The organism is Streptomyces sp. NPDC098101, assembly GCF_044760185.1.
Classification (GTDB): domain Bacteria; phylum Actinomycetota; class Actinomycetes; order Streptomycetales; family Streptomycetaceae; genus Streptomyces.
In genome coordinates this window covers 427,966-441,959 of sequence record NZ_JBIWAS010000001.1, presented here as the reverse complement: position 1 = coordinate 441,959, position 13,994 = coordinate 427,966, and the positions used below count along the sequence as shown (strand labels likewise).

The 13,994-nt window shown below is 72.7% G+C and carries 14 protein-coding genes; 4 read left to right on the top strand and 10 right to left on the bottom strand.

All coding sequences use genetic code 11. The annotated features are described in order from the left end of the window. Positions 1-61: 61 nt before the first annotated feature. Positions 62-1,618: an alpha/beta fold hydrolase gene (locus ACIQVI_RS01790; RefSeq protein WP_403589891.1), complete on the top strand. Its 1,557-nt coding sequence runs from the start codon at positions 62-64 to the stop codon at positions 1,616-1,618. Positions 1,619-1,658: 40 nt separating this feature from the next. Here the strand turns inward: ACIQVI_RS01790 and ACIQVI_RS01785 are convergent, their stop codons facing one another. From ACIQVI_RS01785 to ACIQVI_RS01745, 9 genes are all read right to left on the bottom strand, one after another. Continuing rightward, positions 1,659-2,519: an amino acid ABC transporter permease gene (locus tag ACIQVI_RS01785; protein ID WP_351969270.1), complete on the bottom strand. Its 861-nt coding sequence runs from the start codon at positions 2,517-2,519 to the stop codon at positions 1,659-1,661. After that, positions 2,516-3,160 carry an amino acid ABC transporter permease gene (locus tag ACIQVI_RS01780; protein WP_121833145.1) on the bottom strand — a complete coding sequence of 215 codons (645 nt, stop codon included), beginning with the start codon at positions 3,158-3,160 and terminating at the stop codon, positions 2,516-2,518. The genes ACIQVI_RS01785 and ACIQVI_RS01780 overlap by 4 nt, the downstream gene beginning before the upstream one ends. 19 nt (positions 3,161-3,179) lie before the next feature. Next, a complete protein-coding gene (locus ACIQVI_RS01775; protein ID WP_351969271.1) occupies positions 3,180-4,097 on the bottom strand; it encodes a glutamate ABC transporter substrate-binding protein in 918 nt (305 codons plus the stop codon). A gap of 13 nt (positions 4,098-4,110) precedes the next feature. Next, positions 4,111-4,857 carry an amino acid ABC transporter ATP-binding protein gene (locus tag ACIQVI_RS01770; RefSeq protein ID WP_121833147.1) on the bottom strand — a complete coding sequence of 249 codons (747 nt, stop codon included), beginning with the start codon at positions 4,855-4,857 and terminating at the stop codon, positions 4,111-4,113. A 157-nt stretch (positions 4,858-5,014) separates the two neighbouring features. Then, positions 5,015-5,461 (bottom strand): DUF6278 family protein, encoded by a 447-nt coding sequence (locus ACIQVI_RS01765; RefSeq protein WP_403589889.1) that lies wholly within the window; start codon positions 5,459-5,461, stop codon positions 5,015-5,017. Positions 5,462-5,556: 95 nt separating this feature from the next. Further along, positions 5,557-6,336 (bottom strand): exodeoxyribonuclease III, encoded by a 780-nt coding sequence (locus ACIQVI_RS01760; protein ID WP_403589888.1) that lies wholly within the window; start codon positions 6,334-6,336, stop codon positions 5,557-5,559. Between the two features lie 51 nt (positions 6,337-6,387). Continuing rightward, positions 6,388-7,020 (bottom strand): MBL fold metallo-hydrolase, encoded by a 633-nt coding sequence (locus ACIQVI_RS01755; protein WP_351969274.1) that lies wholly within the window; start codon positions 7,018-7,020, stop codon positions 6,388-6,390. 9 nt (positions 7,021-7,029) lie between these two features. Next, positions 7,030-8,289, bottom strand: coding sequence for an alpha/beta fold hydrolase (locus ACIQVI_RS01750; RefSeq protein WP_351969275.1), 1,260 nt, complete (start codon positions 8,287-8,289; stop codon positions 7,030-7,032). Between the two features lie 138 nt (positions 8,290-8,427). After that, a complete protein-coding gene (locus ACIQVI_RS01745) occupies positions 8,428-8,787 on the bottom strand; it encodes a zinc ribbon domain-containing protein YjdM (RefSeq protein WP_403589885.1) in 360 nt (119 codons plus the stop codon). Between the two features lie 178 nt (positions 8,788-8,965). Here ACIQVI_RS01745 and ACIQVI_RS01740 point away from each other — a divergent pair, with 178 nt between their 5' ends. The 3 genes from ACIQVI_RS01740 (at position 8,966) to ACIQVI_RS01730 (ending at position 11,563) form a co-directional block, all read left to right on the top strand. Beyond that, entirely contained in the window at positions 8,966-9,307 is a 342-nt protein-coding gene (locus ACIQVI_RS01740; RefSeq protein ID WP_403589883.1) for an ArsR/SmtB family transcription factor, read from the top strand. Between the two features lie 56 nt (positions 9,308-9,363). Further along, positions 9,364-11,034: a SulP family inorganic anion transporter gene (locus ACIQVI_RS01735; protein ID WP_403592191.1), complete on the top strand. Its 1,671-nt coding sequence runs from the start codon at positions 9,364-9,366 to the stop codon at positions 11,032-11,034. A 118-nt stretch (positions 11,035-11,152) separates the two neighbouring features. Beyond that, the gene (locus tag ACIQVI_RS01730; RefSeq protein WP_351969287.1) at positions 11,153-11,563 is read left to right on the top strand and encodes an STAS domain-containing protein; all 411 of its coding nucleotides are present in this window, start codon (positions 11,153-11,155) and stop codon (positions 11,561-11,563) included. A 67-nt stretch (positions 11,564-11,630) separates the two neighbouring features. On the opposite strand, the gene ACIQVI_RS01725 is transcribed toward ACIQVI_RS01730, so the two are convergent. Next, positions 11,631-13,949, bottom strand: coding sequence for an FG-GAP repeat domain-containing protein (locus ACIQVI_RS01725; protein ID WP_403589880.1), 2,319 nt, complete (start codon positions 13,947-13,949; stop codon positions 11,631-11,633). Positions 13,950-13,994 lie beyond the last annotated feature (45 nt).

Below are 13,994 nucleotides of genomic sequence, written 5' to 3'. Positions count from 1 at the left end.
GGGTCACTTTCACTGCCCCCCATCGCCGACCACCCATCGGCGTCCCCAGTGAGGAGTGCCCGTGCGCACATCCCTGGTCCTCGCCGTCTCGGCCGCCCTCGTGGCCGGGACGGCCCTCGGGCTCGCCCCCGCCGCCCAGGCCGTGGAGACCGCCGACTCCACCGGCATCCGTTTCGTCGACATCGCGGGAGAGGGCGGCACCGTCCTCAAGGCGAACGTCCTCGCTCCCGCCGGGGCCGCCGGCGCCCGCCACCCCCTGATCGTGCTGCCCACCAGCTGGGCCATGCCCCAGATCGAGTACCTGGTCCAGGCGCGGAAGCTCGCCGACTCCGGCTACGTCGTGGTGAGTTACAACTCGCGCGGCTTCTGGCAGTCCGGCGGGGAGATCGAGACCGCGGGCCCCAAGGACGTCGCCGACGCCTCCAAGGTGATCGACTGGGCCCTGGCCAACACCGCCGCCGACCCCGACCGGGTGGGCATGGGCGGCGTCTCGTACGGCGCCGGGATCAGCCTGCTCGCCGCCGCGCACGACCCGAGGGTCAAGGCCGTCGCCGCGCTCAGCGGCTGGGCCGACCTCATCGAGTCCATCTACAGCGGCCGGACCCAGCACCTCCAGGCCGCCGCCCTGCTCGGCGGCGCCGGGGCCCTCACCGGCCGCCCGGGGCCCGAACTCAAGCAGATCCTGAGCGACTTCCTCTCCTCGAACCTGGCCAAGGAGGAGGACATGATCGCCTGGGGCCGCACCCGCTCCCCGGCGACCTACCTGGACCGCATCAACGCCAACGGCGCCGCGATCATGCTCGGCAACGCCTGGGGCGACACCATCTTCCCGCCCAACCAGTACGCGAGCTTCTACGAGAAGCTCACCGGCCCCAAGCGCCTGGAGTTCCGTCCGGGCGACCACGCCACCGCCGAGCTCACCGGCCTCTTCGGGCTGCCCAACGACACCTGGACCAACGCCCGGCGCTGGTTCGACCGTTACCTCAAGGGCGCCGACAACGGCATCGACCGCGAGCAGCCCGTCCAGCTCAAGTCCCGCTCGACGGGCGGCTACGAGGGCTACCCGGACTGGAAGTCCGTGCACGCGAACCAGCGCAAGTTCGACCTCGGCGGCACGCAGCGGGTGTGGGCGAACGTCGACTCCGGCGCCAACGGCGGGATCACCCTGCTCACCAACGCCCTGGACCAGTTCCTCCGCACCCCGCCCGTGGTCTCCGTACCCCTCCTCCCCCGCTCCTTCGCCGGCGTGTGGCAGTCCGAGCGGTACGACGCCCCGCAGCGGGTGCGCGGCACCGTGAAGGCGCACACCACGGTCGCCTCCACCAAGGAGAGCGGCACCCTCGTCGCGTACCTCTACGACGTGGGCCCGCTCGGCGTCGGCAAGCTGGTCACCAACGCCCCGTACACCTTCCACGGCAAGACGCCGGGGCAGCCGTTCGCCGTCGACCTGGAGCTGTTCTCCACGGCGTACGACGTGCCCGCCGGGCACCGGCTGGCGCTGGTCGTCGACACCGTCGACCCGCTCTACATCGAGCACAACCCGACCGGCGCGCAGCTGACCTTCTCCTCCCCGGCCGCCGACCCGTCGTACGTGTCGGTGCCGCTGCGGAAGGAGTGATCTCCGGCTGCCGCCGGGCGGGTGCGGCCCGTGCCCCCCGTTACCGCCCTCCCGGCGGCGGCCCTCCCGGTCCGGCCGGAGCGACGTCCACGGCCTTCGCCCTCGGGTCGCGGCGCTCCCGGCGGGCCACCCGGGTGGCACACCAGGAGAGCACCATGCACATCCCGATGTAGATCGGCGAGATGACGAGCACGACGGGGATGAACGGCAGGTCGTAGTCCAGGTTGGACGCGATCAGCTTGCCCGCGTGCAGGAACTCCTCGTAGGTGATGAGGAATCCGAGCGAGGTGTCCTTCAGGGCCACCACCAGCTGGCTGATGATGGCGGGCAGCATCGCGCGGACGGCCTGGGGCACCAGGACGTGGGTCATCACCTGCGTCTTGCGCATTCCGAGCGCGTACGCGGCCTCGCCCTGGCCGCGCGCCACGGAGTGGACGCCGGTGCGGAACACCTCGGCGAGCACGGAGCCGTTGTAGAGGGTCAGTCCGGCGACCAGGGCGGGCAGCGGCTGCACCTTCAGCGCCACGAAGATGAAGAAGATCATCACGAGGACGGGCATGGCGCGGAAGAACTCCACGAAGAGGGTGGAGACCCAGCGCAGGACGCGGTGTTCGGAGAGGCGGCCGGCGGCCAGGACGGCGCCGAGGGCGAGCGAGAGCACCGACGCGCAGGCGAAGGCCTTCAGAGTGTTGCCGAGACCCCTGAGCAGCAGCTCCTGGATGCCCTCGTAGAGGAAGGGCGACCACTTGACGGAGGTGAACTGGCCCGTGTCGAAGAGGAGGTAGAGGATCCAGCCGGCCAGGGCGAGGATCACGACGGTGGAGAGGAGGCCGTAGAGGAGGTGGCGCCGCCGGGCGCTCGGCCCGGGGATGTCGTAGAGGGCGGTGGACTCGGTGGTCATCGGGCGACTCCCCAGCGCTTCTCCATGACGTGGAAGAGGGCGCTGATGGTGAGGGTGATGATCAGGTAGCCGACGGCGATCCAGACGAAGGTCCAGACGATGTTGTAGCCGAGCTCGCTCAGCGTCTTGTAGGTGCCGAGGAGTTCGGTGACGCTGAACGCCCCGGCGATCGCCGAGTTCTTGGCGAGGGCGATCAGGGTCGAGCCGATGGGCGGGATGACGGTGCGGAAGGCCTGCGGCAGGACGACCGTGCCGAGGGTCTGGGCGAAGGTCATGCCCAGGCTGCGGGCCGCCTCGCCCTGGCCGCGCGGCACGGTGTTGATGCCGGAGCGCAGCACCTCGCAGACGAAGGCCGAGGTGTAGCAGCCGAGGGCGAGGACCGCGAACAGCTGGAAGGGCAGGACGAGTCCGAAGCGGGGCAGCCCCAGCATGACCGCGAAGAAGAGCAGGGTCAGCGGGGTGTTGCGCAGGACGGTCACCCAGACCGTGCCGAAGACCCGGAAGGAGCCGACGGGCGCGACCCGGAAGGAGGCCATGACGAAGCCCAGGACGAGGGCGAGCGCCGAGGCGTAGACGGTGAGTTCGACGGTGCCGAGGAACCCCTTTCCGTAGAGCGAGAAGTTGTCGGTCAGGACGTCCATGTCGGGAGGCTCCTGCGGATCAGCCCGCGGGGTAGCGGTCGATGGCGGGCGGCGGCGGGGCGGGGACCCCGGAGAGGCCGAGGGTGGCGTCGTAGGCCTTCTTCCAGTCGCCGTTCTTCTGGTGGGCGGCGATGGCGTCGTCCAGGGCGAACCGCAGGGCGTCGTCGCCGCGCGGGACGCCGATGCCGTACGGCTCCTTCGAGAACGGCTTCCCGGCCACCTTGAGCTCGTCGGGGACCTTGGCCGCGTAGCCCATGAGGATCGTGTCGTCGGTGGTGACCGCGTCGACCTGGAAGGTCAGCAGGTTGTCCACGCAGACCGAGTACGTGTCGTAGGCGACGAGTTCGGCCTTCGGGTAGTCCTTCTCGATCCGCTGGTACGGGGTGGAGCCCGCGGCCGAGCAGACCCGCTTGCCGTCCAGGTCCTGGGGTCCTCCGATGCCGTCCTCGTCGGTGCGGACCAGGAGGGACTGGCCGGCCTGGTAGTAGGGCCCGGCGAAGCCGACGAGCTTCTTGCGGTTGTCGTTGATGGTGTAGGTGCCGACGTAGTAGTCGATCTGGCCGTTCTGCAGGGCGGTCTCGCGGTTGGCCGAGGCGATCGTGCGGAACTCGACACGGGCCGGGTCGAAGCCGAGGGAGGCCGCCATCATCTTGGCGATCTCGATGTCGAAGCCGGAGTAGCGGCCGGAGGCGGGGTCCTTCTCGCCCATGTAGGGCTGGTCCTCCTTGGCGCCGACGACGAGCCGGCCGCGCTTCTTCGCCCGGTTCCAGGTGGCGGAGCCGGGCAGGGTGAAGTCCGCTCTCACCCGGTAGACCGGGAGTTGGTCGGGCTGCGGGCCCTTGACGGGCGGGCTGCCCTCCCGGCCACAGCCGCCGAGCGCCGCCGTCGCGGCGAGCAGCAGGGCGAGCGCGGCCAGGGTCCGGTGCGTACGCTGCATGGTTCCCGTCCGGTCAGTGCTTGAGGATCTTGGAGAGGAAGTCCTTGGCGCGCTCGCTGCGCGGGGCGGTGAAGAACTCCTCCGGCGCGCGGTCCTCCACGATCTTCCCGTCGGCCATGAAGACGACGCGGTTGGCGGCGGAGCGCGCGAAGCCCATCTCGTGGGTGACGACCACCATCGTCATGCCGTCGCGGGCGAGTTGCTGCATGACCTCCAGGACCTCGTTGATCATCTCGGGGTCGAGGGCCGAGGTCGGCTCGTCGAAGAGGAGCGCCTTGGGGTCCATGGCGAGGGCGCGGGCGATGGCCACGCGCTGCTGCTGGCCGCCGGAGAGCTGGGCCGGGAACTTGTCGGCGTGCCCGGCGAGTCCGACCCGGGCGAGGAGTTCGCGCGAACGCCGGTCGGCCTCCTCCTTCTTGCGCTTGCGGACCTTGATCTGCGCGAGGGAGACGTTCGCGAGGACGGTCTTGTGCGCGAAGAGGTTGAAGGACTGGAAGACCATGCCGACCTCGGCCCGCAGCCGGGCGAGCGCCTTGCCCTCCTCGGGGAGCGGCTGTCCGTCGATGAGGATCTCGCCCGACTCGACGCTCTCCAGGCGGTTCATCGCCCGGCAGAGGGTGGACTTGCCGGAGCCGGAGGGTCCGATGACGACGACCACCTCCCCGCGGCCGACGGTGAGGTCGATGGACTGGAGGACGTGCAACGTGCCGAAGTGCTTGTTGACGCCACGCAGTTCGATCAGCGGATCGACGACGGCCATACGCTGCCCTGCCCCATTCCTCAGCGGTGTCGCGGTTCCCGTGGGTGTCGCGGTCCACGCAAACTATCCACCGGAAAAAGGACTTCAGGGACGACACGCATGAAACAGGTATTAGCCGTATTTACTGCGGAAGGGGGGCGGCCGACAGGCGTACGGGTCAGTACTCGGCGGCCTCCGCGTACACCTGGGAGAGCTGCGGCGCACCCGTCATCGCCCAGTCGAGACCGGCCTCGACGACCTGGATCTCCCGGCCGGAGGCGAGCCGCACCACCGGGCCGCCGCCGGGCCGCATCTGCCAGCGGGCGGCCGGGACGTCACGGACGATCACCGTGCCGAGGTAGAGCCCCGCGTCGTTCCCGAACCAGGGCAGCTCCTCCGGGTCGTCCCGCCAGCGGGGCGGCAGCTGGTCGAGCTCCTGGAGGGAGCGCGGGGTGTCGTCGAGCACCACCCCGGCCTCCGCGGCCCGGGTGCGCAGCAGCTCGCACTCGGCGAACAGCTCGGCCATCCCGTCCGGGGCGCGGTCGAAAGCGGCGGCGGCCGGCGGGTCGGCCGGGGGGTCGAGATGGTGCCGTTTGCGCCAGCTGTCCAGAAACGGGATGTTCATCCGAACAGCGTCGCACCGCCACCCGCCGGTCCACCACTCGGCGCGCGGAGATCGTTTCCGGGCGCCGGGCCCCGGGCGGCGGGCCCCGGGCCGGGCTACACGTCGAGGTCGACGACGACGGGGGCGTGGTCCGACGCGCCCTTGCCCTTGCGCTCCTCGCGGTCCACGTAGCTGTCCGTGACCGCGTCGGCGAAGGGCTTGTTGCCGTAGACCAGGTCGATGCGCATCCCCTTGTTCTTCGGGAAGCCGAGCTGGCGGTAGTCCCAGTAGGTGAAGGGGTGGTCGTACTTGAGGGGGCGCGGGACCACGTCGCGCAGGCCGGTCTCGCGCAGGCTCGCGAGCGCGGCCCGCTCCGGCTCCGTCACGTGCGTGGCGCCCTCGAAGACGGCGATGTCCCAGACGTCCTCGTCGGCCGGCGCGATGTTGTAGTCGCCGAGGACCGCGAAGGGGCGGTCGCCCGCCGCGTCCTCCCCGACGGCCGCCTTGAGCGCCTCCAGCCAGCGCAGCTTGTAGGCGTAGTGCTCGTGGGCCACCTCGCGGCCGTTCGGCACGTACACCGACCAGACGCGGACCGGGCCGCAGGTCGCGGAGACCGCCCGGGGCTCCTGCGCCCCGTCGTACTCCGGGCCGCCGGGCAGGCCCGTGACCACGTCGTCGAGGCCGACCCGGGAGAGCAGCGCGACGCCGTTCCACCGGCCGGTGGCGTTGACCGCCGACTCGTAGCCCAGTTCCCGCAGTTCCCCGGCGGGGAACTGCTCGGCGGTGCACTTGGTCTCCTGGATGCACAGCACGTCGGTGCCGCTGCTCTCCAGCCAGGCCAGGAGACGGGGCAGCCGGGCGGTGATCGAGTTGACGTTCCAGGTGGCGATGCGCATGGGCGCAAGCCTACTGGCGGGCACCGACAACGGCCGGTCCTCCGGGCCGGCTCAGACGTCGGCGGAGTGCCCCGGGGCGAGCCGGGAGTGGTCGGTGCCGCCGAGTTCGCCGATCTGGCGGTCGTAGATGGGCCGGGCGAGGTCGGTGAGCAGGGCGTCGTGGATGTCGTACGCCCGGCGCGGCTTCACCTCGCGCACGTAGTCGATGACCTCGGAGATCTTGTTCCAGGGGGCCATGACGGGCAGCAGGAGCGTGTCGACGGGGTGGTCGGGCACGGTGAGCGCGTCGCCGGGGTGGAAGACGGAGCCGTCGACGAGGTAGCCCACGTTGGTGATGCGCGGGATGTCCGGGTGGATCACCGCGTGCAGCTCGCCGTGGACCCGGACGTCGAACCCGGCGGCCGTGAAGGCGTCGCCGTGGCCGACGGTGTGCACCCGGCCGGGGAAGGCCGCCGAGATCCGCTCGGCGACGCTGCGCAGCGTCCAGATCTCGGCGGCCGGGTTCGCCTCCAGGGCGGCCCGCAGCCGGCCCTCGTCGAAGTGGTCGGGGTGCTCGTGGGTGACGAGCAGCGCGTCGGCCCCGACGACCGCGTCCTCCTCGGTGAACCCGCCGGGATCGAGGACGAGCGTCCGCCCGTCCTTCTCCAGGCGGACGCAGGCGTGGGACTTCTTCGTCAGCTTCACACGACCAGGCTACGCCGGGGGCGTGGTCTCCTCCGCGATGACGCGGGTGACGACCCGCAGGGCGGTCTCGGCGGCCGGGAGGCCGCAGTACACGCCCGCGTGGAGCACGATCTCGCGGATCTCGTCGGGCGAGAGGCCGTTGCGGAGGGCGGCCCGGGTGTGGTCCGCGAGGGCCTCCCGGTGGCCCCCGGCGAGGAGGGCGGTGAGGGTGACGGCGCTGCGGGTGCGCCGGTCCAGGCCCTCGCGGCTCCAGACCTCGCCCCACTCGTAGCGGTGGACGAGCCCCTGGAGGGTGCCGTCGGGGTCCTCGGCGAGGGCCCGGTCCACCTGGGCGTCGCCGAGCACCTCGCGGCGCAGCCCGAGCCCCTTCTCGTACGGGTCGGGGCGTCCGTCCCCGGCGGGCTCGGCGGCCGGGGCGGGGGCCGCGGGCTCGGCGGCGGGCGCCGGTCCGGCGGGGAGCGGCGGCACGGTCAGGGTGCCGCTGGTGTCCTGGACGGTCCCGGCGAAGTGGTCGAGGAGCAGGTCGGTGACGGCGGCGGGCTGCTCGACGGGGGCCAGGTGGGAGGCGCCGGGGACGACGGCGAGCCGGGCGTCGGCGATGCCGGCGACCAGGGTGCGGGCCTCGGCGGGCCCGGTGACCTGGTCCTCGGAGCCGACGAGCACGAGCGCGGGGACGCCGACGCGGCCGAGGGCCTCGCGGACGTCGAAGACGGCGAGGGCCTCGCAGGCGGCGATGTAGCAGGCGGGGTCGGTCGTACGGACCATCTGCACGGCCCAGTCGACGATGGCGGGCTGCGCGCCGGCGAAGAGCGGGGTGAACCACTGCTCGGGGGCGGTGCGGGCCATCGGCTCCAGGCCGTTGGCCCGCACGATGACGCCCCGCTGCCGGAACTCGTCGGCGGTGCCGAACCGGGGCGAGGTGGCGACCAGGGCGAGCGAGGCGACCCGGTGGGGCGCCCGCAGCGCGAGGTCGAGCCCGACGGCCCCGCCGAGGGAGCAGCCCGCGTACCCGAAGCGCTGGATCCCGAGCGCGTCGAGGGTGGCGAGCAGCCGGTCGCCCAGCTCGGCGACGGAGCCGAAGGGCTGCGCGGGCGCGCCGCCGTGTCCGGGGAGGTCGAAGCGTACGATCCGCCAGTCCCGCGTGAGGTCGGGGATCTGCCGGTCCCACATGTGGAACGTGGTGCCCAGGGAGGGCCCCAGGACCAGGACCGGGGCGTCCTCTCGCCCGTCGACGCGGTACTGCAGGGTGTTCGGTGGTGTCTCGCTCACCCGCTAGACCCTCTCATCTCTCACGGTTGCTCACGGCGCCGGGTCGAACCTAGCGGGTCCCGGCCCCGGCCGGGCGCCGGATCCGGAACACGGTCGCCCCTGCCGCGGGTCCGTGAGGGCCGTCCCCCGTGTCCTCCGTCAGGCCTTCTTGACGACGCTCGACTTGAGCTGCATGGAGCCGAAGCCCTCGACGCGGCAGTCGATGTCGTGGCCGTCGACGCCGTCGACGAGGCGGATGTTGCGGACCTTGGTGCCGGCCTTGATGCCCTGGGGGCTGCCCTTGACCTTCAGGGCCTTGATCACGGTGACCGTGTCGCCGTCGGCGAGGACGTTGCCGACGGCGTCCTTGACGACCTTCGCGCCCGCGTCCCCGGCAGCGGCGCCGTCGGCGGCCGGCGCCCATTCGTGGCCGCACTCGGGGCACACGAGCAGGGCGCCCGTCTCGTACGCGTAGACGCCGGAGCACTGGGGGCAGGGCGGCAGCTGGTTCTCGGGCACGGGGAGGATCCATTCCACTTCGACAGTTAGAGGAGTTCATAATTGCATAATTTTGAAATTCGTTGGATGCTCTACCGGCCGCACCCGTGGACAGCCGCGAGCGCGGCACCCGGCCCGCGCACACGATCACCGATCACCGATCACCGATCACGGGCCCGACGACGAGGAAGGGGAGACCGTGCCGGTTCCGCTGTACCAGACCAAGGCCGAGTTCTTCCGGATGCTGGGGCACCCGGTCCGCATCCGGGTCCTCGAACTGCTCCAGGACGGGCCGACGCCGGTGCGCGACCTCCTCGCGGAGCTCGACGTCGAGGCGCCTGCCCTCTCCCAGCAGCTCGCCGTCCTGCGCCGGTCCGGGATCGTGACCGCGAGCCGCGAGGGCTCCACCGTGGTCTACACGCTGGCCGGCGGCGACGTCGCCGACCTCATGCAGGCCGCGCGCCGCATCCTCACCGAGATGCTGTCCGGCCGGAACGAGCTCCTCGCCGAGCTCCAGGAGACCGGGGCGGCGGAGCGGTGAACCCCCTGTGGAAGCGGGTGCGTTCCCTCCTGCCCACCCGTGCGGACCTCGCCGTCATGGGGCGCGACCCGCGCCGCGACCTGCTCGCGGGGCTCACGGTCGCCGTCGTGGCGCTTCCGCTGGCCCTCGGATTCGGCGAGACCTCCGGGCTCGGTGCCGAGGCGGGGCTCGCGACCGCCGTCGTGGCCGGCGCGCTCGCCGCCGTCTTCGGCGGCTCGAACCTCCAGGTCTCCGGCCCGACCGGCGCGATGACCGTCGTACTGGTCCCGATCGTCGCCCAGTACGGCGCGGGCGGCGTGCTGACCGTCGGCCTCCTCGCCGGTCTCCTCTGCGTCGGCCTCGCCGCGGCCCGGGCCGGGCGGTACATGGCCTACGTCCCCGCCTCCGTGATCGAGGGCTTCACGCTGGGGATCGCGCTCGTCATCGGCCTCCAGCAGGTGCCCAACGCCCTCGGCGTGGCCGAGCCCGAGGGCGACCGGGTCCTGGAGGTGACGTGGCACGCGGTCGAGGGGTTCGTCCGGGCCCCGAACTGGACCGCCCTCGGCCTCGCGCTGGGCGTCGCCGCCGTCATGCTCGTCGGCTCCCGGTGGCGGCCGGCGGTCCCGTTCTCGATCGTGGCGGTGATCGCCGCCACGGCCGCGGCGCAGGTCTTCCACCTGGACGCGGCGGAACCCATCGGAGACCTTCCGGCCGGACTGCCCGTCCCCTCCCTCGGCTTCCTCGACGTCTCCGCGCTGGGCTCGCTGATCGCTCCGGCGGTGGCGGTGGCCGCGCTCGCCGCGCTGGAGTCGCTGCTCTCGGCGCAGGTCGCCGACGGCATGACCGTGGGACAGCGGCACGATCCGGACCGGGAGCTGTTCGGGCAGGGCCTGGCGAACATCGCCGCACCGCTGTTCGGCGGCGTGCCCGCGACCGGCGCCATCGCCCGTACCGCCGTCAACGTCCGCTCCGGGGCCTCCTCCCGGCTCGCCGCGCTCACCCACGCGGCGGTCCTCGCGGTGATCGTCTTCGCCGCCGCCCCGCTCGTGTCGAAGATCCCCCTCGCGGCGCTGGCCGGCGTCCTGCTCGCCACCGCCGTACGGATGATCGAGGTCGGCTCCCTGCGGGCGATGGCGCGCGCCACCCGGTCCGACGCCGCCGTCCTGGTGCTCACCGCCCTGGCGACGCTCGTCCTCGACCTCGTCTACGCGGTGGTCATCGGCATGGCCGTCGCCGGCTTGCTGGCCCTGCGCGCCGTCGCCGAGCAGGCCCGCCTGGACCGGGTGGACTTCCGTGCCGACCTGCCCGGCGAGCACTCCGACGAGGAGCACGCCCTGCTGGCCGAGCACATCGTCGCCTACCGGATCGACGGCCCCCTCTTCTTCGCCGCCGCCCACCGCTTCCTGCTGGAACTGTCCGAGGTCGCCGACGTCCGGGTGGTCGTCCTGCGGCTGTCGCGGGTGACGACGATGGACGCCACCGGCGCGCTCGTCCTCAAGGACGCGATCGAGAAGCTCCACCGGCGGGGCATCGCCGTCATGGCCTCGGGCGTACGGCCCGGCCAGCGCCGGGTCCTCGCATCGGTCGGCACGCTCGACGCGCTGCGCCGGGAGGGACGGGTGTACGCCACGACCCCCGAGGCCATCGCCGGAGCCCGCGCCCACCTCCAGGAGGAGGGCTTGCTGCGGGCGCGCCCCGGGCGGAAGGCGTCCGCCGCACGCGAGAGCCCCCGTACGGGGCCCCGGTGACCGCACGGCCGGAGCGGCCGCCCCGGCCCCCCGTCCCGACCGTGCCGGCGGCCCCGGCGTGCGGGGCCCCGTCCCCCGCGAGATCCCCGCGTCCCCCCGCGAGACCGAAGGCGAGTCCATGACCATCGAGTGGCGATACACCGTCCATGAGGAGCTGGGAGTCCTGTCCCTCGCGGGCTTCCTCGGCGCCGAAGCCGTCGACCGCTTCACCGGGGCGGTCGGCTGGGCGCTGGCCCGCGGCACGGGCCCCGTCGTCCTGGACCTGACGAGCCTGCGCGGCTGGTCGGTCGGCGGCCAGCTCGCCGTCGCCACGGCCGCCCGCCGGCTCGCGGCCGAGGACCGCCGGCTCGAACTCGCCGCGATCCCCGCCGACGGCTCCCTCGTCCCCGACGGCTCCCACCCGCCCGTCCTCGTCCACCCCGACCTGCCCACCGCCCTCGCCGCCCACGGCGTCCCGGCCGGGGGCCGGCGCGAGTGGCGCAGCGACGAGTGGCCCGGCACCGGCCCCGCCGACCGCCCTCGGGTGTAGGGCCCGCGCGGCGATGCCGGTGCGCGGGCCCGGGCCGGAGAGAGGCGTGGCAGAGGGCGAATGACCGTCAGAACACCTTGTTGTAGGGGCTGTTCGGTTCGGTGCCCAGGACCGGGCTGGCCGTCCGGGCCTTGAAGGGGGTCTTCCAGTCGCCCGTACCGGCGTAGAAGTACGAGGTGTTCCCCGTGCCACGGGCGTACAGGTCGGGCTTGTCGTCGCCGTTGGCGTCGCCGATGCCGACGATGTCGGTGTACGGGCCCCAGCCGCCGCCGATCTCCGTCCGGGGCGCGAAGGTGCCGTCCCCCTTGCCGAGGTACAGCCACAGCTTTCCGGCCGCGTCGCGGGCGACGAGGTCGCCGGCCGGGCCGCCGCCGATGTTCCCGGTGGCGGCGATGCGGTGGTAGATCCCCCAGCCGTGGCCGATCTTCTTGCGCTGGGCGAACGGGGTGGAGGCGGTGCCGGTGGACTCGTACAGGTACAGGTCGCCGGCCTTGTCGACGGCGACGAGGTCGGGCGTCTTGTCACCGTTCAGGTCGCTGCCGCCGGTCAGCTCCGTGTACGTGTTCCAGCCGCCGCCGACCCTCTGTCGGGGCATGAGCGCCTCGTCGGAGAGCGGCCCGGCACCGTGGTGGATCCAGAGCACGCCGCTCTTGTCGCGGGTGACGAAGTCGCCCGCCTCACCACCCGTGTTGCCGATGGACTCGATCCGGTCGTAGTCGGCCCAGCCGGTCCCGGCCCGCTTGCGCGGTGCGGCGGCCGTCAGGGTCTTCGCGGACGCGTCGTAGGCGGTGTCGATCTGCCACACGTCGCCCCCGGCGTCCCGGGCGAGCAGGTCGGGGGTGCGGTTGTCGTTGAGGTCGTGGGGGTCGGCCGTGTGCCGGGCGGAGAACTCGCCGGAGGCGTTCAGGTCGGGGCCGATGCCGTTCTGCGGGACGGCCCGGAACGACCAGTCGTAGACGCCGTTGTACGCGGCCTTGCCCAGCTTCGACTTCGCGGCGATCTCCGCCCAGGACAGGCCGAAGGTCTGGTGGTCGTAGGTGTAGGCGCCGGCGGACTCGCGGTAGAGGCGCATCGTGAGCTCGAAGGTCTCGCCGGACCTCCGGTGGGTCAGCTTGAGGTGCACGTCGGCGTTGACCCGGGACATCCGCCACTTCAGGTGGGTCTTGGCGGGGTCGGCGTCGAGGTCGAGCGCGTGGAGGTCGGTTCCGAGGTAGGTCAGTTCGGTCGGCCGGCCGTCGGAGGCGACGAGTTCGGCGGCCGGCCTGCCGTCCTCGCCGAGGGCGATCCGGTAGAGGCCCTCGCCCTTCCCGACGAGGCCGCCGCGCACCAGCAGGGTCCCGTCGGGAGCGGGCACGGCGTCGGTCATGTGGTCGAGGAGCCCGATCGTCTCGTCCGTGGTCGCGGACCTGGCCGTGAACGCCTGGATCACGCCGACCGGCGGGGAGTCCATGTCCCGGTCGAGCCCGATCGGCGTGCCGTACGTGACCCAGTCACCCAGCACGCCGACGTTGGTCCCGCCGCCGAACTGCTTCCCCACGGCGACGCGCCGCACTTCCTCGGTGGTCCGGTCGGCGATGGCCAGGGTCACGGCGGAGCCGGTGCCCTCCGGCCAGGCCGCGTGCGTGTCGGAGAGGCCGTGGGTGCTGCCGGGGAGGCTGCCCTCCAGGACGGAGTGGGCCGGACCGGCCGTGGCGGTGGCCACGTCCACCATGATCAGCCGGGGGTCGGAGGCGGTCTCGGAGCGCACGACGACGTCGACCAGCGCGGCCCCGGAGCGGGAGGCCTTGACGGAGCCGATGAACGCGCCTTCGGGCAGGTCGGACACCTTCCGGGCGGACCGCGGATCGCCCGTCGCGTCGAGGAGGAGCAGTTCCTCGGCGCCTTCCTCGTTCGTTCCTGCGGCGAAGAGCGTGTCGCCGACGAGGCCCGCGAACCGGTAGTCGGCGCCGAGCTCGGTGAAGTCGACGTCGACGGGGGCGGCGCCCGTGGTCATGTTCCGCAGCGTGATGTGCCGGGACAGGCCGTTCCACCGGCCCTCCTCGGAGGTCATGAGGATGTCCGAGGTCTCCGTGAAGAAGACCTGGGCGCGTGTCGACCCCGTCGCGGGCAGCGTGGTCGTCGTGCCGTCCGCGTACGCCGTCCAGCGGAGTTGGTGGGCGTCGCCGACGAGGGCCCGGTTCAGGAAGCCGGCCCGGCCGGCGCCGAGGAGGACGCCTCCGGGATCGGCGATCGGGGTCGTCGCCTCGGCCGCCGCCTCGGCCGCCGCCGCGAAGGAGGCGGGGGCCGCCGTCGCCGGGGCGGCGAGGAGCCCCGCGCCGAGGGTGACCGCGAGGACGGTGGTGACGGCGGCGGTGAAACAACGCCGTTTGCTGCGTGCCGAGTTCAAGAGGTCCCCCCATGAGATGCGAAACAGCGCGCGAACGTGCGCGCG